This window comes from Rugamonas sp. GW822-FHT03B10, from assembly GCF_058801745.1.
This window is the reverse complement of sequence record NZ_JBXANP010000004.1, coordinates 285,360-309,782: the sequence shown is the minus strand read 5'-3', so window position 1 is coordinate 309,782 and position 24,423 is coordinate 285,360. Positions and strand designations below refer to the sequence as shown.

General features: G+C 64.9%; 26 protein-coding genes. 18 read left to right on the top strand and 8 right to left on the bottom strand.

Annotated elements, in window-relative coordinates; all coding sequences use genetic code 11:
• Position 1 precedes the first annotated feature (1 nt).
• Positions 2-868, bottom strand: coding sequence for a beta-keto acid cleavage family enzyme (locus AC1RQG_RS09520; protein WP_493130607.1), 867 nt, complete (start codon positions 866-868; stop codon positions 2-4).
• Between the two features lie 214 nt (positions 869-1,082).
• Between AC1RQG_RS09520 and AC1RQG_RS09515 the strand changes: the two genes are divergently transcribed.
• Positions 1,083-1,565, top strand: coding sequence for a hypothetical protein (locus tag AC1RQG_RS09515; RefSeq protein WP_493130605.1), 483 nt, complete (start codon positions 1,083-1,085; stop codon positions 1,563-1,565).
• Positions 1,566-1,579: 14 nt separating this feature from the next.
• On the opposite strand, the gene AC1RQG_RS09510 is transcribed toward AC1RQG_RS09515, so the two are convergent.
• The 4 genes from AC1RQG_RS09510 to AC1RQG_RS09495 form a co-directional block, all read right to left on the bottom strand.
• Positions 1,580-5,152 carry an ABC transporter permease/M1 family aminopeptidase gene (locus AC1RQG_RS09510; protein WP_493130603.1) on the bottom strand — a complete coding sequence of 1,191 codons (3,573 nt, stop codon included), beginning with the start codon at positions 5,150-5,152 and terminating at the stop codon, positions 1,580-1,582.
• 21 nt (positions 5,153-5,173) lie between these two features.
• On the bottom strand, positions 5,174-6,067 hold the full coding sequence (locus AC1RQG_RS09505; RefSeq protein WP_493130601.1) for an ABC transporter ATP-binding protein: 894 nt from the start codon (positions 6,065-6,067) through the stop codon (positions 5,174-5,176).
• A 193-nt stretch (positions 6,068-6,260) separates the two neighbouring features.
• Positions 6,261-7,457 (bottom strand): ABC transporter permease, encoded by a 1,197-nt coding sequence (locus AC1RQG_RS09500; RefSeq protein WP_493130599.1) that lies wholly within the window; start codon positions 7,455-7,457, stop codon positions 6,261-6,263.
• On the bottom strand, positions 7,439-8,239 hold the full coding sequence (locus AC1RQG_RS09495) for an ABC transporter ATP-binding protein (protein ID WP_493130597.1): 801 nt from the start codon (positions 8,237-8,239) through the stop codon (positions 7,439-7,441). The genes AC1RQG_RS09500 and AC1RQG_RS09495 overlap by 19 nt, the downstream gene beginning before the upstream one ends.
• Positions 8,240-8,332: 93 nt before the next feature.
• On the opposite strand from AC1RQG_RS09495, the gene AC1RQG_RS09490 reads away from it, so the two are divergent.
• Complete coding sequence (locus AC1RQG_RS09490; protein WP_493130595.1) at positions 8,333-8,764, top strand: hypothetical protein; 432 nt, start codon at positions 8,333-8,335, stop codon at positions 8,762-8,764.
• Between the two features lie 73 nt (positions 8,765-8,837).
• On the top strand, positions 8,838-9,482 hold the full coding sequence (coq7, locus tag AC1RQG_RS09485; protein WP_493130593.1) for a 2-polyprenyl-3-methyl-6-methoxy-1,4-benzoquinone monooxygenase: 645 nt from the start codon (positions 8,838-8,840) through the stop codon (positions 9,480-9,482).
• Positions 9,483-9,504: 22 nt separating this feature from the next.
• On the opposite strand, the gene AC1RQG_RS09480 is transcribed toward coq7, so the two are convergent.
• The gene (locus tag AC1RQG_RS09480; RefSeq protein ID WP_493130591.1) at positions 9,505-9,930 is read right to left on the bottom strand and encodes an OsmC family protein; all 426 of its coding nucleotides are present in this window, start codon (positions 9,928-9,930) and stop codon (positions 9,505-9,507) included.
• A gap of 220 nt (positions 9,931-10,150) precedes the next feature.
• Here AC1RQG_RS09480 and rplM point away from each other — a divergent pair, with 220 nt between their 5' ends.
• The 5 genes from rplM (at position 10,151) to erpA (ending at position 13,117) form a co-directional block, all read left to right on the top strand.
• Entirely contained in the window at positions 10,151-10,579 is a 429-nt protein-coding gene (gene rplM, locus AC1RQG_RS09475) for a 50S ribosomal protein L13 (protein WP_056157909.1), read from the top strand.
• A gap of 9 nt (positions 10,580-10,588) precedes the next feature.
• Positions 10,589-10,981: a 30S ribosomal protein S9 gene (gene rpsI, locus AC1RQG_RS09470; RefSeq protein WP_050409450.1), complete on the top strand. Its 393-nt coding sequence runs from the start codon at positions 10,589-10,591 to the stop codon at positions 10,979-10,981.
• 164 nt (positions 10,982-11,145) lie between these two features.
• Positions 11,146-12,177, top strand: a complete 1,032-nt coding sequence (argC, locus tag AC1RQG_RS09465; protein ID WP_493130588.1) for an N-acetyl-gamma-glutamyl-phosphate reductase — start codon at positions 11,146-11,148, stop codon at positions 12,175-12,177.
• A gap of 129 nt (positions 12,178-12,306) precedes the next feature.
• A complete protein-coding gene (locus AC1RQG_RS09460) occupies positions 12,307-12,723 on the top strand; it encodes a bactofilin family protein (protein ID WP_493130586.1) in 417 nt (138 codons plus the stop codon).
• A 31-nt stretch (positions 12,724-12,754) separates the two neighbouring features.
• Complete coding sequence (gene erpA, locus AC1RQG_RS09455) at positions 12,755-13,117, top strand: iron-sulfur cluster insertion protein ErpA (RefSeq protein WP_182160396.1); 363 nt, start codon at positions 12,755-12,757, stop codon at positions 13,115-13,117.
• Between the two features lie 119 nt (positions 13,118-13,236).
• Here the strand turns inward: erpA and AC1RQG_RS09450 are convergent, their stop codons facing one another.
• Entirely contained in the window at positions 13,237-14,334 is a 1,098-nt protein-coding gene (locus AC1RQG_RS09450; RefSeq protein WP_493130584.1) for an anhydro-N-acetylmuramic acid kinase, read from the bottom strand.
• A 76-nt stretch (positions 14,335-14,410) separates the two neighbouring features.
• Entirely contained in the window at positions 14,411-15,793 is a 1,383-nt protein-coding gene (locus AC1RQG_RS09445; RefSeq protein ID WP_493130582.1) for a M23 family metallopeptidase, read from the bottom strand.
• Between the two features lie 156 nt (positions 15,794-15,949).
• Between AC1RQG_RS09445 and tyrS the strand changes: the two genes are divergently transcribed.
• From tyrS to AC1RQG_RS09395, 10 genes are all read left to right on the top strand, one after another.
• A complete protein-coding gene (gene tyrS / locus AC1RQG_RS09440; RefSeq protein WP_493130580.1) occupies positions 15,950-17,206 on the top strand; it encodes a tyrosine--tRNA ligase in 1,257 nt (418 codons plus the stop codon).
• Positions 17,203-17,649 carry a D-aminoacyl-tRNA deacylase gene (gene dtd, locus AC1RQG_RS09435; protein WP_493130578.1) on the top strand — a complete coding sequence of 149 codons (447 nt, stop codon included), beginning with the start codon at positions 17,203-17,205 and terminating at the stop codon, positions 17,647-17,649. The genes tyrS and dtd overlap by 4 nt, the downstream gene beginning before the upstream one ends.
• Before the next feature lie 72 nt (positions 17,650-17,721).
• Complete coding sequence (locus AC1RQG_RS09430; RefSeq protein WP_493130576.1) at positions 17,722-18,393, top strand: YbhB/YbcL family Raf kinase inhibitor-like protein; 672 nt, start codon at positions 17,722-17,724, stop codon at positions 18,391-18,393.
• Between the two features lie 6 nt (positions 18,394-18,399).
• Positions 18,400-19,047, top strand: a complete 648-nt coding sequence (locus AC1RQG_RS09425; protein WP_493130574.1) for a histidine phosphatase family protein — start codon at positions 18,400-18,402, stop codon at positions 19,045-19,047.
• 146 nt (positions 19,048-19,193) lie between these two features.
• A complete protein-coding gene (gene dusB, locus AC1RQG_RS09420) occupies positions 19,194-20,210 on the top strand; it encodes a tRNA dihydrouridine synthase DusB (RefSeq protein ID WP_493130572.1) in 1,017 nt (338 codons plus the stop codon).
• Between the two features lie 107 nt (positions 20,211-20,317).
• A complete protein-coding gene (locus AC1RQG_RS09415; protein ID WP_008445162.1) occupies positions 20,318-20,551 on the top strand; it encodes a helix-turn-helix domain-containing protein in 234 nt (77 codons plus the stop codon).
• A gap of 93 nt (positions 20,552-20,644) precedes the next feature.
• Positions 20,645-22,231 (top strand): bifunctional phosphoribosylaminoimidazolecarboxamide formyltransferase/IMP cyclohydrolase, encoded by a 1,587-nt coding sequence (gene purH / locus AC1RQG_RS09410; RefSeq protein WP_493130570.1) that lies wholly within the window; start codon positions 20,645-20,647, stop codon positions 22,229-22,231.
• Between the two features lie 105 nt (positions 22,232-22,336).
• Positions 22,337-22,921, top strand: coding sequence for a crossover junction endodeoxyribonuclease RuvC (ruvC, locus tag AC1RQG_RS09405; protein WP_493130568.1), 585 nt, complete (start codon positions 22,337-22,339; stop codon positions 22,919-22,921).
• Positions 22,922-22,950: 29 nt separating this feature from the next.
• Positions 22,951-23,529, top strand: a complete 579-nt coding sequence (gene ruvA, locus AC1RQG_RS09400) for a Holliday junction branch migration protein RuvA (protein WP_493130566.1) — start codon at positions 22,951-22,953, stop codon at positions 23,527-23,529.
• 49 nt (positions 23,530-23,578) lie between these two features.
• Positions 23,579-24,304, top strand: a complete 726-nt coding sequence (locus tag AC1RQG_RS09395) for a phosphoribosyltransferase (protein WP_493130564.1) — start codon at positions 23,579-23,581, stop codon at positions 24,302-24,304.
• The last annotated feature ends 119 nt before the right edge of the window (positions 24,305-24,423 follow it).

The following is a 24,423-nucleotide window of genomic DNA, read 5'->3' as shown; positions in this document are numbered from 1 at the left end:
GTCAGCCTCGCTGCGCCAGGCCCAGCATGGCGCGCACGGTGCGCGGCGTGGCAACGGCCCGGCCCATGGCCTGGGCCTGGGCCACGATGCGCTGCACATACTGGGCGTTGGTGGCCAGCGCCGTGCGTTCCTGGTCCAGCCACAGGTTGTCTTCCAGTCCGATGCGGACCCCGTGGCCCATGACCACGCCCAGCGCCGTGGCGCGGGCCTGGAAACGGCCAAGTCCAGCCAGCGACCAGTACGATTGCGGCGGCAAGTCACCGACGATGGCGGCCAGGTGCATCAATGTCGCTTGCGCCGTGCCCGGGTTGCCGAGCAGGATGTTGAAGTAGAAGGGCGGCTCCAGCAAGCCCTTGTCGATCATGACCTTGGCGAAATTCACCATGCCCAGGTCGAACACTTCCAGTTCCGGCTTGATGCCGCGCTCCTGCATCAGTTGGGCTAGCCGCATGATGGTCTGTGGTTCGTTGACGCTGGCGGTGGTGGCGAAATTCATCGAGCCCAGTGTCAGACTGGCCATGTCGGGTCGGAGATCGCCTTCGAGGAACAGGCTGGCGGCCCGCTTTTCCACTTCGCGCACCAGCCGGCCGCTGGTGGAGGTGACCACGATCAGGTCGGGCGCGGCGGCCCGCAGCGCGCCTATCATCCGTGCGTAGACGGCGGGATCCTCGGTAGGCGTGCCATCGGGCGCGCGCGCGTGCAAGTGCACCATGGCCGCGCCCAATGCCGCGCATTGCACCACGTCCTCGACCACTTCCTCCGGCGTCAGCGGCACGTGCGGCGACATGGCGCGGGTCGGCACCATGCCGGTGGGGGCGAGGTTGATGATCAGGGGCGTGCTGTGGTCTACGGCGGAAGATGAGGGCATGGGCAGGAGGGCGACGGCGCATGCGCCGCGGCGGGATGAATTTATGACCATTATAGGTGGCGGGGCTGCGCGGCGCAGTTGGCCAGTCACCTTTTGTGCGCCACTGTTGCGCCGGCGTCACGACTGGCCTGCCCATGCTGTCGTCCCCGGCCGTGGCCCACACTTGCGTGCGCCGGGTTCGCCACCTATAGTGAAATGGTCAGGAGTGTCAGCCATGACCAGCGCCCTTAATTCCGTGACCTACCCGTCGCCGTACCAGACCTATGTGCCGCCGGCCCAGACCAACGGCGGCCTCGGCCTGCCCGCTGCCGCCGTCGCGTTGTCGGCACAGGAAGCGGTGGTCGCTTCGCTCGGCGGCTCCACCGGCGTGACCGTGTACACGCCCAGCGGCTTGCTGGCATCGCTGCAGCAGGCGGGCATCCTGGCGGAACCGGCCACCGTGCCGGTGCCGGGCAGTAATACGGCGGATCTGGCCCAGCAGGCGTTGCAGCTGGGGGTGATCGGCACGCTGACCGACACCAGCACCACGACCACGTCCGGCATCTACAACGGCGCCGGCGTGTTGTCGGGCCTGCCGTCCACGCAGGCGTCGGCCAACTGGGCCGACTTGCTCAAGACCAACCCCTCGCTGGCCGGCGCCGTGATCCAGGCGTCCGTCGACTCCAGCCTCGTCAGCACCCTGTTCGCGACCGCCTGACCCGCTGGACGTCGTCAGCGCGTTTCCAGCTCCACGTTGACCATGTTGTCGTCCGGCTTGCGGTCGATCAGCTTGTTGTCGGGGTCGATGCCGGCGCGGGCCGGGCGGCCTTGCACCAGCAGCGTGTAGCGGTTGTCCCTGCGGTCCATGCGCACGCGCTGGCGCAGCAGCGGGTTGCCGTTCGCATCGTCGAGGCCGATGTCGATCCAGTCGTGCAGCGGCATGTCCTGTTCTGCGCCCTGTTCGTCGGCCTGCACCTTGGCCGCGCTGACGGCCAGCTGCACCTCATAACGGCCGTCGGCCAGCTTGCGCGCCGTGGCCGACACGGCATGGTTTTCGTACAGCACGATCCGCTCGAACAGGTCGTCGATCAGGTAAGCGTGTTCGGGCGGCGTGATGCGGCGCAGCGCGTCCACCAGCACGTTCACGCCGGGGTAGGGGCCGCTGCGCTTGCCGTAGTCGGCCAGCAGCGTGCGCAGCGCGGCGTTGACGCGCGCCTCGCCGATCCGGTCCTGCAGCAGGTACATGGCCAGGCTGCCCTTGCTGTAGTGGATGTAGTCCTGGTGTTCGTTCTCGGCCAGCGGCAATTCCTTCTTGCGTTCCAGCGCGCGCCCCAGCAGGTATTTGTTGAGGTCGTAGCGCAGGAAACGGCGCATCTTGCCGGCGCCGTAGCGCTGCTGCATCACCATCAGCGCCGAGTATTCGGCCAGCGTCTCGCTCAGCGCGCTGGCGCCGCGCGCGTTGCCGCCCACCAGCTGATGGCCCCACCACTGGTGCGCCACCTCATGCGCGCTGACGTAGAACGGGTAGTCGATGTCCTTGGGATTGCCGTCGTCCACCTTGGCGATGAAGCCCACGCTCTCCGAGAACGGGATCGTGTTCGGATACGATTGCGCGAACGCGGCGAAGCGGGGGAACTCCACCACCCGCAGCACCTTGAACTGGTAGGGGCCGAAGTTGCTGGTGCAGTAGGCCAGCCCGTCCTTGAGGCCGTGGGCGATGCGCTCGAGGTTGAACTCGTGGCCGCGATGGTAGTACAGCTCGATGCCCACGTCCTGCCACCAGTCGCGCCGCACCTGGTAGCGGGCCGACTGCACGGCGTAGAAGTTCAGTATCGGCTGGTCCACCTTGTAGTGGAAATAGTGGCGGCCGTTGGCGCGCCAGTCCTTCTCCAGCGTGCCGGGCGCGATGGCGGTCTGGTCGGCGCTGGTGCTGACGGTGGCGTCGAAGTTGATCCAGTCGGCGTCGTTGCTCACCTCATTGTTGGCCAGGCCGCGCGGATCGTCGCGCGGCAACATGCGCTCGCGCGCGGGCAGGTCGTGGCGGCGGCGGTCGCGCGCGTCGTCGAGCTCGGCCCGCTGCTGGTAGCCGATGTGGGGCAGCACGTCGTTGTTGAAGAAGGTGCCGTTGGCCGCCACCGGCGTCTCCTGGCCCAGGCCGAAGCTGCCCTTGGGCGCGAATTCCAGGTCGAATTCCAGCGCCAGTGCGGCGCCCGGCGCCAGCGGCGTGGCCAGTTGATAACTGTAGAAGCCCAGTTCCGTGTCGCGCAGGCCGGGCCGCACGGGTTGGCTGAAACGCATGGCGCGGATGGTCGCCGTCATGTCCTGCTGCACCAGCACGGTGGCGATGGGCTGCGGCGTGCGGTTGCGCAGCACGTAGCGGCCCTTGGCCAGCAGCCGGCGCTGTTCCGGCACGATGTCGAGGTTCAGCGTCACATCCGTGATGCGGGGCTGGGGCAGGGCGGCGAATTTCTTGTACTGGCGCTCGTAGCGGGCCCGCTGCTCCTCCTTGCCCCAGGTCGAATGGTAATCGTTGGCGATGTGCATGTTGTAGAGCAGCACGCCGCCGGCGCCGCCGAATATCAGCAAACCCGCCGCCAGCGTGCGCAGCACGGGCGCCGTCAGGCCGTGGCGCGCCAGCTGCAGCCGCTGGCGCCATTCGGCGTTGGTGCCGCGCGCCCAGAACAGCAGCGACAGCACCACCAGCACGACGGCCGCGCCGCCCCAGTACAGGTCGAACCACCATTCGCGCGCCAGCGCGTGGCCGTAGCCGTTGAGGGCCGAGTAGACCAGCGTGGGCGTGACGCCGTACAGCAGCATCGGATGGTCGAGGCCGATCGTGCTGAGGGTGATGGTCGCCAGGTAGTAGACGATCATGGCGAAGTAGCCCAGGTATTTCTGGTTGACCAGCACTTGCAGCGTGATGGCCAGCACGGCCGCCAGCGCGTAGCCGGGCAGCTGGATCAGGAACAGCTGGAACAGGTACAGGCCAGGTTCGAGCACGAAGTAGCCTTTGAAGATCTGGATCGACATGCCGCACAGCATGACCACCACCAGCAGCAGCGCCTGCAGGCCGACCAGCGCGATCAGCTTGGCCATCAGCGGCAGCCAGCTGGGGACGGGCAGGGCGTCGAGCATCTGCGCCATGCGCGCCTCGCGTTCGCGCCACACCAGTTCGCCCGCGTAGAAGGTGGTGATGATCAGCATGAACAGCGCGAACATGCTGGACACGGCGTCGAGCACCATGTAGGTGACGGGGTAGGTGTTGGTGCCGAACATGGAGCCGAGGTCGATTGCGCTGGCGTACATCATCAGCACGCCGGCCAGCACGATGACGAGGAAGTAGATGTTCTTGGTCGTCTCGCGCAGGTTCAGCCAGCTCATGCGCGCCAGCAGCAGGCCCAGGTTGCGGGCCGCGAAATCGGGCCGCTCCTGTGTGGCGGCGGTGGCCGGGGCCGGCGGCGCGGCCTCCTTGTCGGCGCGCCGGTCGGCGCCGCTGTCGACGCTGGCGATGAAGTGGAAGCGCCAGTAGCCGAGCAGCAGTGCGGCCAGGCCCAGGCCGCACCAGATCGCGCGGTTGAGCAGGAACACGCCCTCCAGCCACACCATGCGCGTGTTGCGCTCGGCGATCGGCCAGTACTCGGTCAGGCGGATGATGGCCGTGGTGCCGAACGGGTCGATCAGGGCCGCCAGCGTCTTGTAGTCGAGGTCGCGCGCCAGGTCGGGCGCGACGATGTAGCCGATCAGCATGACCACGCTGCTGATGTAGACCGGCAGCATGCGCCGCGTGAGCGCGGCCAGCACGAAGAACACGGCGCCGAAGATGAAGATGTCGGGCAGCATGGTGTTCAGGTACGGCATCAGGTAGGCCAGCGGCCCCGGATGGCCGAGCCGTTCCACGTCGATGCCGGGCAGATAGGTGCCGAGCCAGGCGCCCAGCGGCAGGCTGGTGAAGATCACGGCCAGGCTCAGGAAGGCGCCCAGGAAGCGGCCGAAGATGTACTGGTGCTTGCCGATCGGCGCGCTGAAGAAGAAATGGTGCATGTCGTATTCGAAATCCTGCTGCACCGAGCGGCCCATCATGGCCGCCATCACGATCACGCCCAGCGAGCCGAGGTAGCTGACCGTGATCATCACCGAGCGCGGCGCGTTGATGGCCACGCTGCCGAACGACACCACGGCGGCCTTGAACACGCCGCCGGCGGCCGCCATCCACAGCAGGGCCAGCAACAGAAACATGCCGAAATAAACCCAGGTCGACAGCAGCTTGAGCCGCTGGCGCGCCTCGAACAGGGCGATGGCTAACATGGCTGGCCTTTCCCGTTGGCGTTACGCACAGGGCTGGGCGGCGTGGTGGCGGCCGGCGATGGTGGCGAAATACACGTCCTCCAGGTCGCCGATGGCTTCCTCGAAACCGTCGCCCGGATCGTCCTCGCTGTAGACGTGGATCAGCGTGCGGCCCGACAGCAGGCGCGACGAGATCACGGGGTGGCGCAGCTGGAAGCTCGGCAGGTCGCGCTTGTCGATGAAGCGCACCCAGATCTTGTCGCTCACCTCGTCGATCAGCTGCTGGGTCGGCCCGCACAGCAGCACGTGGCCGTGGTTGATGATGGCCATGTTGGCGCACAGGTCGGCCACGTCGCTGACGATGTGGGTCGACAGCAGCACGGTGCGGTCGTCGCCGATGTCCGACAGCAGGTTGTGGAAGCGCACGCGCTCCTGCGGGTCCAGGCCGGCCGTCGGCTCGTCCACGATGATCAGGCGCGGGTCGCCCAGCAGCGCCTGGGCGATGCCGAAGCGCTGCCGCATGCCGCCCGAGAAACCGCCGAGGCGCTGGTGGCGCACGTCGTACAGATTGGTTTGCTGCAACAGTCCTTCCACCACCTCGCGGCGCCGGCCCCGGTGCGACAAGCCTTTCAGCACGGCGAAGTGGTCGAGCAATTCGTAGGCCGTCACCTTCGGGTACAGGCCGAAGTCCTGCGGCAGGTAGCCGAGCAGGCGGCGGATCTCATCCTTTTCATCGAGCACATCGTATTCGCCGAAGAACACGGAACCGCTGTCGCATTCCTGCAGCGTGGCCAGCGTGCGCATCAGGGTCGACTTGCCGGCGCCGTTGGGGCCGAGCAGGCCGAACATCCCGGCCGGGATCGTGAGCGAGATATTGTCCAGCGCCACCACGCCGTTGGCGTAGGTCTTGGACAAGTTGCTGATGCGCAATTCCATTGGGACTCCTGTCTTGGCTCTGTAACGGCCGGTTTGCGCCATTGCAGAACGAATAAGCACTTTTTACATGGTGCATTGTATTGAATTTGGGACAGCCGCGGGGGGCGATTGCGACAGGCGGCGCGAAGGATGCGCCAGAGTGCGCAATCGGCGCACTGGAACGCGGACCGTCCGGACGGGGGCGCGGGCCGGCTTAATTGCGGAACAGGACCTGTTCGCGGTTGAACCACCAGCGGCACAGGGCCAGCGTGGCGCCGGCCGTCACCGTGGTCGACAGCAGGATCACCGAGAACATGCGGTAATCCATGGTGCCCTTGACCAGCTCCTTCATGGCCAGCGACACGTTGGTCAGCGGCACCATGGCCCAGAACCAGTTCATTTCCACGCCCGGCAGCAGGGCCACGATGGTGGGCAGGATGGTGACGATGATCAACGGCGAGATCAGGCCGGCCGCTTCCTTGTAGCTCTTGGCGTAGACTGAGATGGCCAGCAGGATGGCGGCGAAGATGGCGGCCGTGGGGATCAGCATCAGCGCCACCATGGCCAGGTCGAGCACGCCGATGGCGTGCAGCACCAGGGCCAGGTTGCCCTCGATGGCGTGGCCGAAGAAGAACAGCAGCAGGCCGAGGCTGACCACCATCAACAGGGCCGAGGTGAGGCCGATGGTGAACAGCACCAGGAACTTGGCCACCACGATGGCCGAGCGCGCCACCGGCGCCAGCAGCAGCGTTTCCAGTGTGCCGCGCTCCTTCTCCCCGGCCGCCGTGTCGATGGCCGGGTACATGGCCGCCATCAGGCACACCATCAGCAGGATGTAGGGCAGGAAGCCGCCGAACAGGGCGCCGATCTGTTCGCGCTTGTCGGCCGTCGAATGTTCCTCCAGCGTGATCGGGTCGAGCGCGAAGCGCAGCTGGTTCTGGCTCAGGCCCAGCGCGAGCAACACCTGTGCGCGCAGCGCGCCGTTCTGCGCATGGATCACGGCCATCACGCGCTTGCGCGTCACGTCGATCGGCGTGGCGTTGTTGTAGTGCAGGGCGACGGCCGCCTGCTGCTGGCGCGCCAGCGCGGCCTCGAAGCCGTCGGGGATCACCAGCGCGAACTTGATGCGGTCGTCCGCGATGGCGGCCTTGATCTCATCCGGTCCGGCCAGCTTCACTTCGCGGAAACCTTTCTCGCGCGCGAAGCGGGCGCTGAGCCCGGGCGCGTTTTGCTGGCCGAAGATGCTGTAGGTCATTTCCGCCGTGCTGGCGTGGCGGAACATGGACGACGACAGGTAGCCGAAGCCGGTGAAGATCAGCGGCATGGCGAAGATGGGGATGAAGACCGTGAAGATGAAGGTCTTGCGGTCGCGCACCAGCTCCAGCATTTCCTTCAGGTAGATGGTCCACATGGCGCGCCCCCGTGGTTGATGACGCAGATGAAGGCGTCGTACAGGTCGGCGCTGCCGCCCAGGTGGCGCAATTGCTGCGTGGTGCCGTGGAAGGCCGTCTTGCCGTGGTTGATGATGCAGACCCGGTCGCACAGCTTTTCCACCTCGTGCAGGTGGTGGGTGGAGAAGATCAGCGGGATGTGCAAGGCCTTGTAGCTGGCGATGAAGTCGAGCAGGATCTTGGACGACATCACGTCCAGCCCGGTGGTCGGTTCGTCGAGGATGACGATCTGCGGCTCGTGCACGACGGTGCGGGCGATCGCGCATTTCTGCTTCATGCCGGTGGACAGCTGGTCGGCCCGCTTGTTGCCGAAATCATGCATCTGCAGCAGCTCGAACAGTTCGTCGCAGCGGCGTTTCAGGTAGGGCGCGCTCATGCCGTGCAGGCGGCCGAAATATTCGATGTTCTCGCGCGCCGTCAGGCGGCCGTACAGGCCGGTGGTGCCGGACAGGAAGCCGATGCGCTGGCGTGCCGCCAGCGGGTCGGCCAGCAAGTCCTCGCCGTTGGCCATGACGCTGCCGGCGTCGGGCTTGAGCGCCGTCGACAGCAGGCGCAGCGTGGTGGTCTTGCCGGCGCCGTTGGGCCCGAGCAGGCCCAGCACCTCGCCGGGCGCGCAGCGGAAGCTGACGTCGCGCACGGCATGGAACCAGCCGTCATGCTCGCGCGGATCATGCAGCTGGTACGGCATGCCTTTGTGCGACGGCAGGCGAAAACGCTTGGCCAAACCTTTGACCTCGATCATCGGGCCATCCTCTTGGGTCGGTAAGCAAGAGTAGCATGTAAAAATTCTGGCGTGCAAGGCACAAGCGGAGAATCTCTTGCTATAGTCTGCCCCATGAATCCGCAACTGCAGCAAAACATCCTGGCCGTGACACGTTGCGGCACCAGCAAGAGCGAGGGCACCGGCTTTTTCCGCGTGGCCACGGGCTTGTGCTACCTGGCCAGCCTGATGACCAAGGAAAAGCTCGACTTCAAGCTGATCGACCGCGCCTACAACCGCTTCATCTACCGCAGCATCGGCAAGGGACACAGCATCACCAGCGTGCTGCAGTTCATGAGCGGCGAGAAGGTGGTGCCGGTGGTCGAATCGAAGCGCTTCCTGCAGGCGTTCGCCACCCACTGTCCCGAGGTGCCGGTGGACAGCATCCCCTTCCTGCTGGGCCTGAACCTGGGCGTGGCCAAGGATATTTCCGGCATCGACGTGCGCGGCCCGGTGGCCGACTACATCGAGCGCCAGCGCCAGTTGCGCGAGGAAGCGGAAGCCTGAGCGCCGCCCATCGGGCGCCAGCATCGCGCGATCGTCCTATAATGGCGCTTTCCATATGATTGTGATGATGACCATGGCAGCGAACCGTTACCACCATCCCCTGGACCGTTTCATCGCCGGCGCCGACAAGGCGCTGCGCGTGATCACCGGCGTGGCCTCCGCCTCGCGCCCCACGCCGGGCGCGCACGCGGCCGACGCCGTGCTGAGCGAGGCCGAGCAGCGCCACAGCGCCGGCCTGATGCGCGTCAACCATGTGGGCGAAGTGTGCGCCCAGGCCCTGTACGACGCCCAGGCCCGTTTCGCCCACGGCGACGCCATGCGCACCCAGTTCGAGCAGGCCGGACGCGAGGAGGAGGATCACCTGGCGTGGACCGCGCAGCGGCTGGCCGAACTCGGCTCGCAGCCGAGCGTGCTCAACCCGTTCTTCTACGCCGGCGCGTACGCGCTGGGCACGGTGGCCGCCTATCTGGGCGACGCCCGCAGCCTCGGGTTTGTGGTGGAAACGGAACGCCAGGTGGAAGCGCATCTGGCCAGCCACCTGGAAAAACTGCCGCCGCAGGACGCCAAGTCGCGCGCCATCGTCGAGCAGATGCGGGTCGATGAAGTGGCGCACGGCGCGGCCGCGCAGGCGCTGGGCGCCGTCGAGCCGCCGGTGCCGGTCAAACTGGCGATGACGGCCATGGCCAAGGTCATGACCGGCAGCGCCTACTACATTTAAGCAACCTCGTTAAGCAACCTCGTTAAGCGACCTCGACGATCTCGAACGAGTGGGTGATCTCGGCCGTCTTGCCCAGCATGATGGAAGCCGAGCAATATTTTTCGTGCGACAGCTTGATCGCCCGTTCCACGGAAGCCGGCTTGAGGTTCTTGCCGGTGACGGTGAAGTGGAAGTTGATCTTGGTAAAGACCTTCGGTTCGGTGTCGGCCCGCTCGGCCTTCAGCGTGCATTCGCAGCCGCGCACGTCCTCGCGGCCTTTTTTCAGGATCAGCACCACGTCATAGGCGGTGCAGCCGCCCGTGCCCAGGAGCACCATTTCCATCGGACGCGGCGCCAGGTTGTGGCCGCCGCCCTCGGGCGCGCCATCCATGTTGACCAGGTGGCCGGAGCCCGTCTGTGCCAAAAAACTCATGCCCGAGGGGCCGTTCCAGCTCACTTTGCATTCCATGCCATTCTCCGGTTAAAAAACTGGACTGTATTGTAATGGAGGCGGCCCGGCCCTGTGGCGGGGCGCCCCAAAGCCGCATGGCGCTTGACCCGGCCGCCGTTCGACGGTTATAATTGCCGGCTTTCCGTTCGCTCAGGAAAGAATCAACAAAAAGGCCGAGTCCGCTGAAACCATGGCGGAACCACCATATGAGCGTGTGTAATTCATTTAGGAAGTCAACATGAAAACTTTTTCCGCTAAAGGACATGAAGTCCAGCGCGACTGGTTCGTGATTGACGCGACGGACAAAGTCCTCGGACGTGTTGCCAGCGAAGTGGCACTCCGACTGCGCGGCAAACACAAGCCAGAATTTACTCCTCACGTCGATACCGGCGATTTCATCGTCATCATCAACGCAGGCAAACTGCGCGTGACCGGCACCAAAGCCACCGAGAAGACCTACTACCGTCACTCGGGCTATCCAGGCGGCATCTACGAAACCAACTTCCTGAAAATGCAACAGCGTTTCCCAGGTCGTGCGCTGGAAAAAGCGGTCAAGGGCATGCTGCCTAAAGGTCCGCTGGGCTACGCCATGATCAAGAAGCTGAAAGTGTACGCCGAAGGTTCGCACCCGCACGCTGCTCAGCAACCTAAAGCACTCGAAATCTAAGGAACTGACATGATCGGTAACTACAATTACGGCACCGGCCGTCGCAAGAGTGCAGTGGCTCGCGTGTTCATCAAAGTTGGCACTGGCCAAATCATCGTCAACGGCAAGCCAGCGGCTGAGTACTTCTCCCGCGAAACCGGCCTGATGGTCATCCGTCAACCGCTGGAACTGACCGGCAACGTCGAGCGTTTCGACATCAAAGTCAACGTGCACGGCGGCGGCGAGTCCGGCCAGGCAGGTGCAGTGCGCCACGGTATCACCCGCGCCCTGATCGACTACGATGCAGGCCTGAAGGGCGATCTGGCCCGCGCCGGCTTCGTGACCCGCGATGCACGTGAAGTTGAACGTAAAAAAGTTGGTCTGCGCAAAGCACGTCGCGCAAAGCAATTCTCGAAGCGTTAATTTCACGCCTTGTCAGCGCGCTGCCCGCAGTGCGCTGTGCCAAAAAAGCCGCCGACTCCGTCTGGCGGCTTTTTTGTTTTATGCTGCGGCGCCGCACGGATGCCGCCCATGCCTGATAAAATGGCAGCCATTCTCCATTTACCCCCACCCTTCAAGGAAAGAACATGATCAAAGTTGGCATCGTCGGCGGCACCGGATACACGGGAGTGGAATTGCTGCGTCTGTTGGCCGTTCACCCCGATGTGCAGCTGACGGCCATCACCTCGCGCAAGGAGGACGGCTTGCCCGTGGCCGACATGTTCCCCTCGCTGCGCGGCCGCGTGGACCTGGCGTTCTCGGCGCCCGACAAGGCCGACCTGACCCAGTGCGACGTGGTGTTCTTCGCCACCCCGCACGGCGTGGCCATGGCCCAGGCGCCCGCCTTGCTGGCGGCCGGCGTGAAGGTGATCGACCTGGCGGCCGACTTCCGCCTGAAGGACCGGGCCACGTTCGAGCAGTGGTACAAGATTCCCCACACCTGCCCGGAATTGCTGGAGCAGGCCGTGTATGGTCTGGTTGAGCTGAACCGCGACGCCATCAAGGGCGCCAAGCTGATCGCCAACCCCGGTTGCTACCCGACCACGATGCAGCTGGGCTTCCACCCGCTGCTCAAGGCCGGCCTGGTCGACGCGGGCGGCCTGATCGCCGACTGCAAGTCCGGCGTGTCGGGCGCGGGTCGCAAGGCCGAGATCGCCACGTTGTTCTCGGAGGCGAGCGACAACTTCAAGGCCTACGGCGTGGCCGGCCACCGCCACACGCCGGAAACCGTGGCCCAGCTGCAGACCTTCACCGACCAGCCCGTCAACCTGATCTTCACGCCGCACCTGGTGCCGATGATCCGCGGCATGCATTCGACGCTGTACGCGCGCCTGACGCGCGACATCAGCAACGAGGAACTGCAAGCCTTGTTCGAGGCGCAATACGCGGACGCGGCGTTCGTGGACGTGATGCCGTTCGGCTCCCACCCGGAAACGCGCTCCACGCGCGGCTCCAACATGTTGCGCCTGGCGCTGCACCGCAACGGCAACACGGTGATCGTGCTGGTGGTGCAGGACAACCTGGTCAAGGGCGCCTCGGGCCAGGCCGTGCAGTGCATGAACCTGATGTTCGGCCTGGACGAGGGCAAGGGCCTGAATCAGGTCGCGCTGCTGCCCTGAGGCGCGGCCGCGCGTTGCTGCGGCCGCGCGCGGCTTCCGAAAACGGCGAGACAGATCAAGGCGGACGGCGCCAAACTTGGGCATAGTCAGGCATGCCGGCATCCGGTGCCGGCCTTGCCGGGGAGTGCCATGTTCGCCAAAGCCCGTAATCCGATGGAAAGCCTGGTCGGCCCGGCCACCCGGATCGATGGCCATGTGTGGTTCCGGGGCGGGTTGCGCATCGATGGTACAGTGGTGGGCAGCGTGTGCGCGGAAGCTGGTCAGGATAGTTACCTGGTGGTGTCCGAACATGGTTGCATCGAGGGCGAGGTGCGCTGCGACCACTTGATCGTCAACGGCGAAATCCGCGGCGCTATCCATGTGACGGAAAGGGTTGAATTTCAGCCCAAAGCCCGTATCGTAGGGGATGTGTATTACAAGGTGCTGGAAATGCACGGTGGCGCCCAGGTGCTGGGTCGGCTGGCCTGGCGCGACGCCGCCGGCACGGTCAGCCACGACGCGGCGAATGGCACGGTTGGGAGCATAAATTGCGCCAAAGGTCTATAATGTACGGAATGATTTTACGTAGGAGTCTGATATGAGTGCTGTTGCTGAAGCGCAAGATGTAATCCCGTCGCCTATCAATTTTACCGATAGCGCGGCTGAGAAGGTCGCCCAGCTGATCGAGGAAGAGGGCAATCCTGACCTGAAACTGCGCGTCTTCGTGCAAGGTGGCGGCTGTTCCGGCTTCCAGTACGGCTTCACGTTCGATGAAATCATCAATGAAGACGACACCACCATGATCAAGAACGGCGTCACGCTGCTGATCGATTCGATGAGCTACCAGTACCTGGTGGGCGCGGAAATCGACTACAAGGATGACCTGGAAGGCGCCCAGTTCGTGATCAAGAACCCGACCGCCAGCTCGACCTGCGGCTGCGGTTCCTCGTTCTCGGTCTGAGTTACGGCGTCGAACGCACAGCCGCACGCGCGGCTGTGGCGTTTTCGCATCCACGGCGGACAGCGCAAGCTGCTCCGCCGTTGTTATTTGTGCCTGGTCATTTCTGACCTGCGGCTGACTCAGCGCGGATACAGCGCACCCAGCACCCGTTCGCCGGCCGCGCCCGTGACCGCCGGCAGGTTGCCCGCCAGCCGCTCGGTGAAGCGGTGGCCGAGCCAGGCGAACGCCAGCGACTCGACCCGGTTCGGCGCCACGCCCAGCGCGTCGGTCGACGCCACGTTCACCTTACCGTCCAGCGCCACCGCCAGCATGCGCAGCAAGGTGCTGTTGCAAGCGCCGCCGCCGCACACATAGACCGCGTCCGCCTGCGCGCCGTCACGCTCGATCGCCTGCGCCAGCGTGGTCGCCGTCAGTTGCGTCAGCGTCGCTTGCACGTCGGCCGGGGCGGCGCCGGGGAACGATGCCAGATGGGTGTCGAGCCAGTCCATGTGGAACAGGTCGCGTCCCGTGCTCTTGGGGGCGGGCAGGGCGAAGAACGGTTCGGCCAGCATGGCGTGCAGCAGCGGTGTGATGACGGCGCCGCTGGCGGCCCAGGCGCCGTCCGCATCGTAGGCCTGGCCCTGGTGGCGCGCGATCCAGCCATCCATCAACACATTGCCGGGGCCGGTGTCGAAGCCGGTCACGCGGCCATCGCCACGCAGCACGCTGATGTTGGCGATGCCGCCGATGTTGGCCACCACGCGCGCCTGTCCGGGCAGGCCGAACATGGCCTGGTGGAAGGCCGGCACCAGCGGCGCGCCCTGGCCGCCGGCCGCGATGTCGCGGCTGCGGAAATCGGCGATCACGTCGATGCCGCACAGTTCGGCCAGCAGGGCCGGATTGTTGGTCTGGCGGGTGAAGCCCAGCTCGGGCCGGTGGCGGATGGTCTGGCCATGGACGGCCACGGCCTGCACGGCCGATGGCCCCAGGCCGGCTTGCGCCAGCAAGTCCGCCACGCAATGAGCATAGGATGCGGCCAGCTGGTTGGCGGCCAGCGCCTCGCGTTCGATTTCGTTGTGGCCGGCCGCCTGCAGCGCCAGCAGTTCGGCCCGCAGCCCGGGTGGGAAGGGCAGGTAGGCGGCGGCCAGCGTGCGGACGGCGCCGCCGCCGAAGTCGGCCAGCGCGCCATCGACGCCGTCGAGGCTGGTGCCGGACATGAGGCCGATGTACAGGGCCATGAGGACATCCTTGGTAGAGCGTTGTTAAAAAAAAACAGGCCGCGCGGGCCTGTTTTCTCGTCGGCGCTGGCCGGGCTTACTTGGCAGCCACACGGGTGCTGCCGGCGCCGACCGGTTGCAGCAGCGCGAAGCGGTGCGACATGTCGGCGGCGTAGGTCTTGAAGCGGGCCATTTCGGCCGCCGTCAGCGGCGCCTGCGCTTGCACGTTCAGTTTGGACGGGTCCTTGGCTTCGCCACCGACGCGGAATTCGTAGTGCAGGTGGGCGCCCGTGGACCAGCCGGTGGTGCCCACGTAGCCGATCACGTCACCCTGGCTGACCTTGCTGCCCTTCTTGATGCCGGGCGCGAAACGGCTCATGTGCGCGTAGGCGGTGCTGTAGTTGGCCCAGTGCTTGAGCACGATCACGTTGCCGTAACCGTTCTGCGTGCCCTCGAAGTCGACCACGCCATCGCCGGCCGCGCGGATCGGGGTGCCGGTGGGGGCGGGGAAGTCGATCCCCTTGTGCTGCTTCCACTGGCCCGAGATCGGGTGCACGCGCATGGCGAAACCGGATGAGATACGGCTGAATTCAACGGGCGACTTGAGGAAGGCTTTCTTGAGCGACTTGCCGTCGAAGCTGAAGTAACCGCCGCCTTGCTTGCTTTGCGGGTCTTCGAACCAGACCGACTGGTAGGTGGTGCCGTGGTTGGTGAATTCGCCGGCCAGGATGCGGCCCGCGCGCACGAACTCGCCGTTCTGCCAGAAGGTTTCGTAGACCACGTTGAAATGGTCGCCGCGCTTCAGGTCGCCACGGAAGTCGATGTTGGTGGAGAACATCTCGATGATCTGCTTGACGATCGTGTCCGGCAGCTTGGCGCCGTCGTCGCTCGAATCGGTGGCCGCGTACAGCGTCGAGCTGATGGTGCGCGCATGCATCTCGATGCGCCGCTCCAGCTTGGCCGCCTCTTCGGTGGCCACGAAGCCGTCACCCTTGCGCGTGATCGAGATGTTCTTGACCGGCATGTCCTTGCCATCGACCACGGTCGCTTGCAGCCATTGCAGGTTGCCTTCGTCGTCGGTCTGCGCCTGGACGCGCTTGCCGGTGGTCAGTTGCATCACGCCGCGCGCGACCTTGTCCTTCTTGATGAAGGTCTCGGCCGCTTCGTCGTCGACGCCCAGGCGGTTCAGCAGCGCGGCCAGCGTGTCGCCAGCGCGGACTTTCTCCTCGTGGATGTAGTGCGCGTTGGTTTGCTGTTGTTCCAGCGCCGCGATCTGGGTGGACAGGTTGGGCAGCGCCAGTTCCTCTGACACCGATTTCACTGGCAGATCCGAGGCGTCCGGCGCCAGTGGCGCGACGCCGGCCGCACCAAACGCGCACACTGCCAGAAACAGTGCGGAGGCGCTGATGATGCGTGCCTTGCGCGTCGAACCTAGCAGTGTGAACAAGCGTGAGCTTGTGATTTTGTTTGTAGGGTTCATGCAATCAGTTAAAATTTGCCGCTTGAACTATTCAGGAACGTTTAATTTTTCTTATTCTTTATTCGGTTCGTTTTCATACGGCAAGATTGATGGGATCGAGCATTATATCAAACTCCTGAGCCAGCCTACCTTTTTCGGAAAATCGTTTACAAACATATGGATACCTCGTCTGCATCGCCTAAGAAGGCACCCGCCCCCGTCCTGCCGTTGTCCGACCGCGTCCAGGAAGCTCTTGCCATCACCAAGCGCGGTGTCGACGAGTTGCTGGTCGAAAGCGAGTTCGCGCAAAAGCTCGCCCGTTCCGAGCAAAGCGGCGTGCCGCTGCGCGTCAAGCTGGGCCTGGACCCGACCGCGCCCGACCTGCACCTGGGTCACACCGTGGTGCTCAACAAGATGCGCCAGCTGCAGGACCTCGGCCACCAGGTGATCTTCCTGATCGGCGACTTCACCTCCATGATCGGCGACCCGTCCGGCCGCAACGTCACCCGTCCGCCGCTGACCCGCGAGCAGGTCGAGCAGAACGCGATGACCTATTTCAAGCAGGCCTCGCTGGTGCTCGATCCTTCCCGCACGGAAATCCGCTACAACTCCGAGTGGTGCGATCCGCTGGGCGCGCGCGGCATGATCCAGCTGGCCTCGCGCTACACGGTGGCGCGCATGATGGAGCGCGACGATTTCAGCAAACGCTTCAAGAGTGGGACTCCGATCGCGGTCCATGAGTTCCTTTACCCGCTGATGCAGGGCTACGATTCGGTCGCGCTCAAGGCCGACCTGGAGCTGGGCGGCACCGACCAGAAGTTCAACCTGCTGGTGGGCCGCGAGCTGCAGAAGGATTACGACCAGGAACAGCAGTGCATCCTGACCATGCCGCTGCTCGAAGGTCTGGATGGCGTCGACAAGATGTCCAAGTCCAAGAACAACTACATCGGCATCACGGAACCGGGCAACACCATGTTCGCCAAGCTGATGAGCATTTCCGACGTGATGATGTGGCGCTACTACGAGCTGCTGTCGTTCCGTTCGCTGGCCGAACTGGCCCAGCTGAAACAGGAAGTGGCCGACGGCAAGAACCCGCGCGACGCGAAAGTGGCGCTGGCGCAGGAAATCGTGACCCGCTTCCACTCGCAGCAGGCGGCCGAGGAGGCGCTGGCCGACTTCGTCAACCGTTCCAAGGGCGGCATTCCGGACGACGTGCCGGAGGTGGCGCTGACCGGCGCGCCGGTCGGCATCGCCCAGTTGCTCAAGCAGGCCGGCCTGTGCCCGTCGACCTCGGAAGCGATGCGCATGGTCGACCAGGGCGGTGTGCGCCTCGATGGCACCGTGATCAGCGACAAAGCCGTCAAGATCGAGGCAGGCACCTTCGTGCTGCAAGTGGGCAAGCGCAAGTTCGCGCGGGTCACGCTGGGCGCATGATCGCGCTGCTGCAACGGGTCACGCGCGCCAGCGTGGTGGTGGAGGGCGCCGTGATCGGCGCCATCGACGCCGGCCTGATGGTGCTGGTGTGCGCCGAGCGCGGCGACACGGAGCGCGAAGCCGATGCGCTGCTGACCAAGCTGCTCGGCTACCGCGTGTTCGCCGATGCGGCGGGCAAGATGAACCTGAGCGTGACGGACGTGGCCGGCGGCCTGCTGCTGGTGCCCCAGTTCACGCTGGCGGCCGACACCAAATCCGGCAGCCGCCCGTCGTTCACGCCGGCGGCCAGTCCGGAGGACGGGCGCCGCCTGTTCGCCCATTTCGTCGCGCAGGCCCGCGCCCGCCATCCGGTGGTGGCCACGGGCCAGTTCGGCGCCGACATGCAAGTGTCGCTGACGAACGACGGTCCCGTGACGTTCTGGCTGCAAACTGCGCCCAAATAAGTATGATGGATTGCGCGCGCGCATCATGGCGCGCGGATCTGGCCGGGACCTGGAGAGCGGAGCGGGGCGACGATGAAACTGTGGAGCGAGACATTCCGTGACGGTGGCGCGATGCCCGCCGGCTGCGCGTTCGCGGCCATGGACCCCGTCAACCGGGTGCGCCCGTCGGACAACCGCCATCCCCACTTGGCCTGGGGCGAGGTGCCGGCCGGCACCGAGTCGCTGGTGTTGTTCTGCATCGACGGCGACGCGCCCCTGGACGGCGGCGACGTCAACCAGGAAGGCCGCACCTTGCCGGCCACGCTGGCGCGCGGCGATTTCTTCCACTGGACCCTGATCGACCTGCCGCCCACCGTGCGCGCCTTGCCCGAGGGCGCGCTGGCGTCCGGCGTGGTGGCGCACGGCAAGCGCGGACCCGGCGTGACGCTGACGGCCGATGGCGCCGCCCACGCGCTGCGCCAGGGCGTCAACGATTACACGGACTGGTTCGCGGGCGACCCGCGGATGGCCGGCGACTATTACGGGTATGATGGCCCCTGTCCGCCATGGAACGACCTGCGCCTGCACCATTACATCTTCCGCATCTATGCGCTCGATGTGCCCAGGCTGGCGGTGGAAGGGCGCTTCACCGGCCCCGAAGCCTATGCCGCCCTCCACGGCCATATTATTGATGAAGCACAATTGATCGGCACTTATACGCTCAACCCGGCGCTGAACCTGGCGCTGGCGCCCCCTCACAAATAACATTGCATGAAACACACGAATATTTTGCTGATTCGCCACGGCGAAACGGCCTGGAACGCCGCGCGCCGCCTGCAGGGCCACACCGACATCGCGCTCAACGAGGAAGGCCTGCGCCAGGCCGAGGCGCTGGGCCGCGCGCTGGCCGGCGAACGGCTGGACGCCATCGTCGCCAGCGACCTTGAGCGGGCCGTGCAGACGGCCCATGCCGTGGCCGGCCAGCACGCCATGCCCGTGCACACCGACCCCGGCCTGCGCGAGCGCTGCTATGGCGTGTTCGAAGGCATGCTGTACGCCGAGATCGCCGAACGCTATCCGGACGAGTATGCGCTGTGGCAGGCGCGCGACGTGGACGCCGTGATGCCGGCCGGCGCCCGTCCGGCCGAGAGCTTCCGCCAGTTCTACCGGCGCGCCATCGGCGGCATCGCCCACTGGGCCGGCCGCCATCCGGGCCAGACCATCGCCGTGGTGGCCCATGGCGGCGTGCTCGAATGCGCGTACCGGGAAGCGGTCGGCATGACGCTCGACAGCCCGCGCGACTTCCAGGTCAAGAACGCCAGTGTCAACCGTTTCACCTATGGCGACGGCAAGCTGATCCTGGCCAGCTGGGGCGAAGTCGACCACCTGAGCCCGGCCGCGCTCGATGAATTGAGCTGAACGCGCGTTCTAATTTTTCCACGCCAGCAATATTAATTCGCGTCTGTCAAGCGCCTGGACGACAGTTCTGTTGAAAATAGTGCTTATTAATTGAGCAGTCCTTCGGTTAAAATAGAAGGTTCCTTGTTCCAGTTCAGGCAAGTCCAGTGCAAATCGGCCCTCATTTATTGCGTAACAATGTGTTCGTCGCCCCCATGGCGGGGGTGACGGACCGCCCGTTCCGGCAGCTGTGCAAGCAGCTCGGCGCGGGCTACGCCGTATCCGAGATGGCCGCCTCCAATCCGCGCCTGTGGGCCACGGAAAAGAGCGCGCGCCGGATCGACCATGCCGGTGAAATGGAGCCCAAGGCGGTGCAGATCGCCGGTGCCGATCCGCAAGACCTGGCCGACTGCGCACGCTTCAACGTCGAGCGCGGCGCCCAGATCATCGACATCAACATGGGCTGCCCCGTGAAAAAGGTGTGCAACAGCTGGTGCGGTTCGGCCCTGTTGCAGGACGAGGCGCTGGTCAAGGCCATCGTGCACGCCGTGGTGGGCGCGGTCGACGTGCCCGTCACGCTCAAGTTCCGCACCGGCTGGGACCGCGCCAACAAGAACGCGCTGACCATCGCCCGCATCGCCGAGGACGCCGGCATCGCCATGCTGACCTTGCATGGCCGCACCCGCGCCGACGGCTACAAGGGCGACGCCGAGTACGACACCATCGCCGCCGTCAAGCGGGCCGTGGCCATCCCCGTGGTGGCCAACGGCGACATCACGACGCCGGAAAAGGCCCGCTACGTGCTCGACCAGACCGGCGCCGACGCCGTCATGATCGGCCGCGCGGCCCAGGGCCGGCCTTGGATCTTCCGCGAGATCGATCATTACCTGCGCACCGGCATTCACCTGCCGGCGCCGTATGTGGACGAGGTGCGGACGCTGATGGACGAGCATTTGCGCGCCCACTACGCGTTCTACGGCGAATACCTGGGCGTGCGCACGGCGCGCAAGCATATCGGCTGGTATGTGCGCGACCTGGAGGGCGGAGAAGCGTTCCGCCAGCAAATGAATTTGCTGGAATCGACGGACGAGCAGTTGCAGGCCGTCGACCAGTTCTTTGAATCGCAGTGGCGTTTTGGCGAGCGGTTACAATACCGCCTCCCGGAACCAGCGGAGGCCGCATAACGGTCCTCCGGAGCTTCAAACAAGGTAGAAAAAAAAGGGCAAACGCTGCTGCCGCGTGATCCGCGACAACGGCGTCATAACAGATCAATTAGCCGAACGGTAACAAAATGAGCAAAGAAAGCATCCAGGAAGTGGTCCAGAAAAGCCTTGAAGATTACTTCAACGACCTGGGCGAGCAGCAAGCATCGAATATTTACGACATGGTCGTGCTGACCGTGGAAAAGCCCATCCTTGAAGTCGTCATGACGCGCGCCGACGGCAACCAGTCGCACGCGGCGCAAATGCTGGGCATCAACCGCAACACCCTGCGCAAGAAACTGCAAGAGCACGGCCTGCTGTAAGCGCGCGCGACCTTCCGGCACCTCGGTGGCTGAGCATGGCCGCCGGCGCCGGCGGGCCTGAACACCAGAATACTCAACCAACTAGCCATAGCCATGATTAAACAAGCTCTCATCTCCGTATCCGACAAGACCGGCGTCCTGGACTTCGCCCGCGCCCTGGCGGCCATGGGCGTCAACATCCTGTCGACCGGCGGCACCGCCAAACTGCTGGCCGACAACGGCCTGGCCGTGACCGAGGTGGCCGACTACACCGGCTTCCCGGAGATGCTCGACGGCCGCGTGAAAACGCTGCATCCGAAAGTGCACGGCGGCATCCTGGCCCGCCGCGACCTGCCAGAGCACATGGCCAAGCTGGAAGAGCACAACATGCCGACCATCGACATGGTGGTGGTCAACCTGTACCCGTTCCAGGCCACCGTGGCCAAGGACACCTGCACGCTGGAAGACGCGATCGAGAACATCGACATCGGCGGTCCCACCATGCTGCGTTCGGCCGCCAAGAACCACAAGGACGTGGTGGTGATCTGCGATCCGGCCGACTACGGCGTGGTGCTGGCGGAGATGAAGGGCACCGACAACGCCCCCGGCGCGGTCAGCTACGACACCCGCTTCAAGCTGGCCACCAAGGTCTACGCCCACACGGCCCAGTACGACGGCGCCATCACCAACTACCTGACCAGCCTGGGCGCCGACAAGGCCCACGCCAGCCGCGCCGCCTACCCGCAGACGCTGAACGTGGCGTTCGAGAAGGTGCAGGACATGCGCTACGGCGAGAACCCCCACCAGAGCGCCGCCTTCTACCGCGACCTGCAACCGTCGGCCGGCGCGCTGGCCAACTACCGCCAGCTGCAGGGCAAGGAACTGTCGTACAACAACATCGCCGACGCGGACGCGGCCTGGGAATGCGTGAAGAGCCTGGGCGGTTTCGACCAGAGCGCCGCCTGCGTGATCGTCAAGCACGCCAACCCGTGCGGCGTGGCGCTGGGCGCCAACGCGGTGGACGCCTACAAGCGCGCGCTGCAGACCGACCCGACCTCGGCCTTCGGCGGCATCATCGCCTTCAACACGGAAGTGGACGGCGTGGCCGCCACGGAACTGGCCAAGCTGTTCGTGGAAGTGCTGATCGCGCCATCGTTCACCGATGAAGCGCTGCTGATCCTGTCGGCCAAGCAGAACGTGCGCCTGCTGGAAATCCCGCTGGGCAACGGTGTCAACGCGATGGACTTCAAGCGCGTCGGCGGCGGCCTGCTGGTGCAGTCGGCCGACGCCAAGAACGTGCTGATCGCCGACCTGAAAGTGGTGACCAAGCTCCAGCCCACCCAGCAGCAGCTGCAGGACATGATGTTCGCGTGGCGCGTGGCCAAGTACGTCAAGTCGAACGCGATCGTGTTCTGCGGCAACAACATGACGCTGGGCGTGGGCGCCGGCCAGATGAGCCGCATCGACTCGGCCCGCATCGCCTCGATCAAGGCGCAGAACGCCGGCCTGTCGCTGACCGGTTCGGTGGTGGCGTCGGACGCCTTCTTCCCGTTCCGCGATGGGCTGGACGTGGTGGTGGACGCGGGCGCGACCTGCGTGATCCATCCGGGCGGCTCGATGCGCGACCAGGAAGTGATCGACGCGGCCGACGAGCGCGGCGTGGTGATGCTCTACACCGGCACCCGTCACTTCCGTCATTAAACGTTAAATTAACAACTTAGGTTGTTGACACAGTGCGGCGGACCAGCGCGGTCCGCCGCACTGTTTTTATATACAGCATTCAATCTTCCCGGTTACAATCCGGGAATGATTATTCTCGGCATCGACCCCGGCTTGCGCACCACCGGCTTTGGCGTCATCCACAAGCAGGGTGCGAAGCTGCGCTACGTCGCCTCGGGCACCATCAAGAGCGGCGACGGCGATCTGCCCACGCGGCTCAAGGTGATCCTGGACGGCGTGGGCCAGGTGGCCCGCCAGTACCGGCCCGATTGCGCGGCCATCGAGCAAGTGTTTGTCAACGTCAATCCCCAATCGACACTGTTGCTGGGCCAGGCCCGCGGCGCGGCCATCTGCGCGCTGGTGACGGCCGAGCTGGCCGTGGCCGAGTACTCGCCGACCCAGGTCAAGCAGGCCGTGGTCGGTACGGGCCGGGCCGTGAAGGCCCAGGTGCAAGCGATGGTGGCGCGGCTGCTGGCGCTGCCCGGCCTGCCCGGCACGGACGCGGCCGACGCGCTCGGCGTGGCCATCTGCCATGCCCACAGCCGCGAGACGCTGACCCTGATCGCCAGCGCCGGCGCCGGTGTTGGCGCGGCCGGCGGCACGGTCGCCGCCGCCGGCCTGCCGGGGCCGCTGGCCGGGCTGCGTGTGCGGCGCGGCCGGCTGGTCGGTTAACTCCTTACTTATACCAAAAAGGTATCACGATGATAGGTCGTCTGTCCGGCGTTCTGCTGGAAAAGAATCCGCCGCAATTGCTGGTCGATGTGCAGGGCGTGGGCTACGAGGTGGACGTGCCGATGAGCACGTTCTACAACCTGCCGCACGTGGGCGAGAAGGTGGTGCTGTTCACGCACCAGGCCATCCGCGAGGATGCGCATTTGCTGTTCGGCTTCGGCAACGCCGAGGAGCGGACCGTGTTCCGCCAGCTGATCAAGATCAGCGGCGTGGGGGCGCGCACGGCGCTGTCCATCCTGTCGGGGATGTCGATCGCCGACCTGGCGCAGGCGGTGACGTTGCAGGAATCGGGCCGGCTGGTCAAGGTGCCAGGCATCGGCAAGAAGACGGCCGAGCGCCTGCTGCTGGAGCTGAAGGGCAAGCTGGGCGCCGACATCGGCCCCGGCGGCGCGCACGCCGTGCCCGACGCGCAGTCCGACATCCTGAACGCGCTGCTGGCGCTGGGCTACTCGGACAAGGAGGCGCTGGCCGCGTTGAAGACCGTGCCGGCCGGCGGCAGTGTGTCGGACGGCATCAAGCTGGCGTTGAAGGCGCTGTCGAAGGGTTGATGTACCTCAAATAGCGTACTTGTACTCCTTCCTATGCTGGAATTTGGGCATGGTGAAGGAGGCCCCAATGAATCGGGTTGCGCGGTTCCCATGGAGTGATTTTCCAGATGTTTTGATCCACGCTCCAGAGAGTCTGGTGAAACAACATCGGGCCTACGCGGCGGCGAAAGCGGGCGACGTTATCGCTGCGGCGGAACTGGTCGCGGAGACGCTGTCGCTGGATATCCTTGACCATATGTGGCAGGTCTTTGATGCGCTGCAGCCGATACTGGTGAGCGCCCACGCTGACGAGGCCTCAGGTGTCAACGCCATACCAGAGGCAATGGCGGGAGCCATTTCCGCTTTCTTGAAGTGGCCGCTTGAGCTCAATGTGGTTCAGGCCAATATGGTGGGACATACTGGAGCAAACGGTTTCGTGCGTTTGCAAAGACAGGCGCTTTTTTCCGGTATTGTGCCAAGTGGCCTACACTATGTGCTGGTTGACGATTTTATTGGACAAGGGGGAACTCTTGCCAATTTGCGAGGCCATATCTTGAAGCAGGGAAGCGAGGTGCTGGGTGCCACCGTACTGACTGGCAAAAGTTACTCGGCAAGCCTTGCACTGACTGATAGTTGCCTCGTCGAGCTAAGGAGGAAACATGGAACAATCGAATTCTGGTGGAGGCAGCGCTTCGGTTTCGGATTCGAGTGTCTCACCGCGTCAGAAGCCAGATATCTCATCCGAACTCCTACGAGCGAAAGAATCGTTGCGCGCCTGGAGGAAATTGCTGGCTGACGGGAAAGTCGAGCCGCTGGTGGTAAAGATCGATACGCCGCAGCATTTGGCGGGTGTGCCGAGGATGTTATCGGACGATGAATTAGAGCAGCTCAGGGCCACCAAGAGGCAAATCAGCG

Excerpts from the sequence above, each read along its gene's own strand:
- AC1RQG_RS09520 (WP_493130607.1), bottom strand. The coding sequence starts at position 868 with ATGCCCTCATCTTCCGCCGTAGACCACAGCACGCCCCTGATCATCAAC.
- AC1RQG_RS09515 (WP_493130605.1), top strand. The coding sequence starts at position 1,083 with ATGACCAGCGCCCTTAATTCCGTGACCTACCCGTCGCCGTACCAGACC.
- AC1RQG_RS09510 (WP_493130603.1), bottom strand. The coding sequence starts at position 5,152 with ATGTTAGCCATCGCCCTGTTCGAGGCGCGCCAGCGGCTCAAGCTGCTG.
- AC1RQG_RS09505 (WP_493130601.1), bottom strand. The coding sequence starts at position 6,067 with ATGGAATTGCGCATCAGCAACTTGTCCAAGACCTACGCCAACGGCGTG.
- AC1RQG_RS09500 (WP_493130599.1), bottom strand. The coding sequence starts at position 7,457 with ATGTGGACCATCTACCTGAAGGAAATGCTGGAGCTGGTGCGCGACCGC.
- AC1RQG_RS09495 (WP_493130597.1), bottom strand. The coding sequence starts at position 8,239 with ATGATCGAGGTCAAAGGTTTGGCCAAGCGTTTTCGCCTGCCGTCGCAC.
- AC1RQG_RS09490 (WP_493130595.1), top strand. The coding sequence starts at position 8,333 with ATGAATCCGCAACTGCAGCAAAACATCCTGGCCGTGACACGTTGCGGC.
- coq7 (WP_493130593.1), top strand. The coding sequence starts at position 8,838 with ATGGCAGCGAACCGTTACCACCATCCCCTGGACCGTTTCATCGCCGGC.
- AC1RQG_RS09480 (WP_493130591.1), bottom strand. The coding sequence starts at position 9,930 with ATGGAATGCAAAGTGAGCTGGAACGGCCCCTCGGGCATGAGTTTTTTG.
- rplM (WP_056157909.1), top strand. The coding sequence starts at position 10,151 with ATGAAAACTTTTTCCGCTAAAGGACATGAAGTCCAGCGCGACTGGTTC.
- rpsI (WP_050409450.1), top strand. The coding sequence starts at position 10,589 with ATGATCGGTAACTACAATTACGGCACCGGCCGTCGCAAGAGTGCAGTG.
- argC (WP_493130588.1), top strand. The coding sequence starts at position 11,146 with ATGATCAAAGTTGGCATCGTCGGCGGCACCGGATACACGGGAGTGGAA.
- AC1RQG_RS09460 (WP_493130586.1), top strand. The coding sequence starts at position 12,307 with ATGTTCGCCAAAGCCCGTAATCCGATGGAAAGCCTGGTCGGCCCGGCC.
- erpA (WP_182160396.1), top strand. The coding sequence starts at position 12,755 with ATGAGTGCTGTTGCTGAAGCGCAAGATGTAATCCCGTCGCCTATCAAT.
- AC1RQG_RS09450 (WP_493130584.1), bottom strand. The coding sequence starts at position 14,334 with ATGGCCCTGTACATCGGCCTCATGTCCGGCACCAGCCTCGACGGCGTC.
- AC1RQG_RS09445 (WP_493130582.1), bottom strand. The coding sequence starts at position 15,793 with ATGAACCCTACAAACAAAATCACAAGCTCACGCTTGTTCACACTGCTA.
- tyrS (WP_493130580.1), top strand. The coding sequence starts at position 15,950 with ATGGATACCTCGTCTGCATCGCCTAAGAAGGCACCCGCCCCCGTCCTG.
- dtd (WP_493130578.1), top strand. The coding sequence starts at position 17,203 with ATGATCGCGCTGCTGCAACGGGTCACGCGCGCCAGCGTGGTGGTGGAG.
- AC1RQG_RS09430 (WP_493130576.1), top strand. The coding sequence starts at position 17,722 with ATGAAACTGTGGAGCGAGACATTCCGTGACGGTGGCGCGATGCCCGCC.
- AC1RQG_RS09425 (WP_493130574.1), top strand. The coding sequence starts at position 18,400 with ATGAAACACACGAATATTTTGCTGATTCGCCACGGCGAAACGGCCTGG.
- AC1RQG_RS09415 (WP_008445162.1), top strand. The coding sequence starts at position 20,318 with ATGAGCAAAGAAAGCATCCAGGAAGTGGTCCAGAAAAGCCTTGAAGAT.
- purH (WP_493130570.1), top strand. The coding sequence starts at position 20,645 with ATGATTAAACAAGCTCTCATCTCCGTATCCGACAAGACCGGCGTCCTG.
- ruvC (WP_493130568.1), top strand. The coding sequence starts at position 22,337 with ATGATTATTCTCGGCATCGACCCCGGCTTGCGCACCACCGGCTTTGGC.
- ruvA (WP_493130566.1), top strand. The coding sequence starts at position 22,951 with ATGATAGGTCGTCTGTCCGGCGTTCTGCTGGAAAAGAATCCGCCGCAA.
- AC1RQG_RS09395 (WP_493130564.1), top strand. The coding sequence starts at position 23,579 with ATGGTGAAGGAGGCCCCAATGAATCGGGTTGCGCGGTTCCCATGGAGT.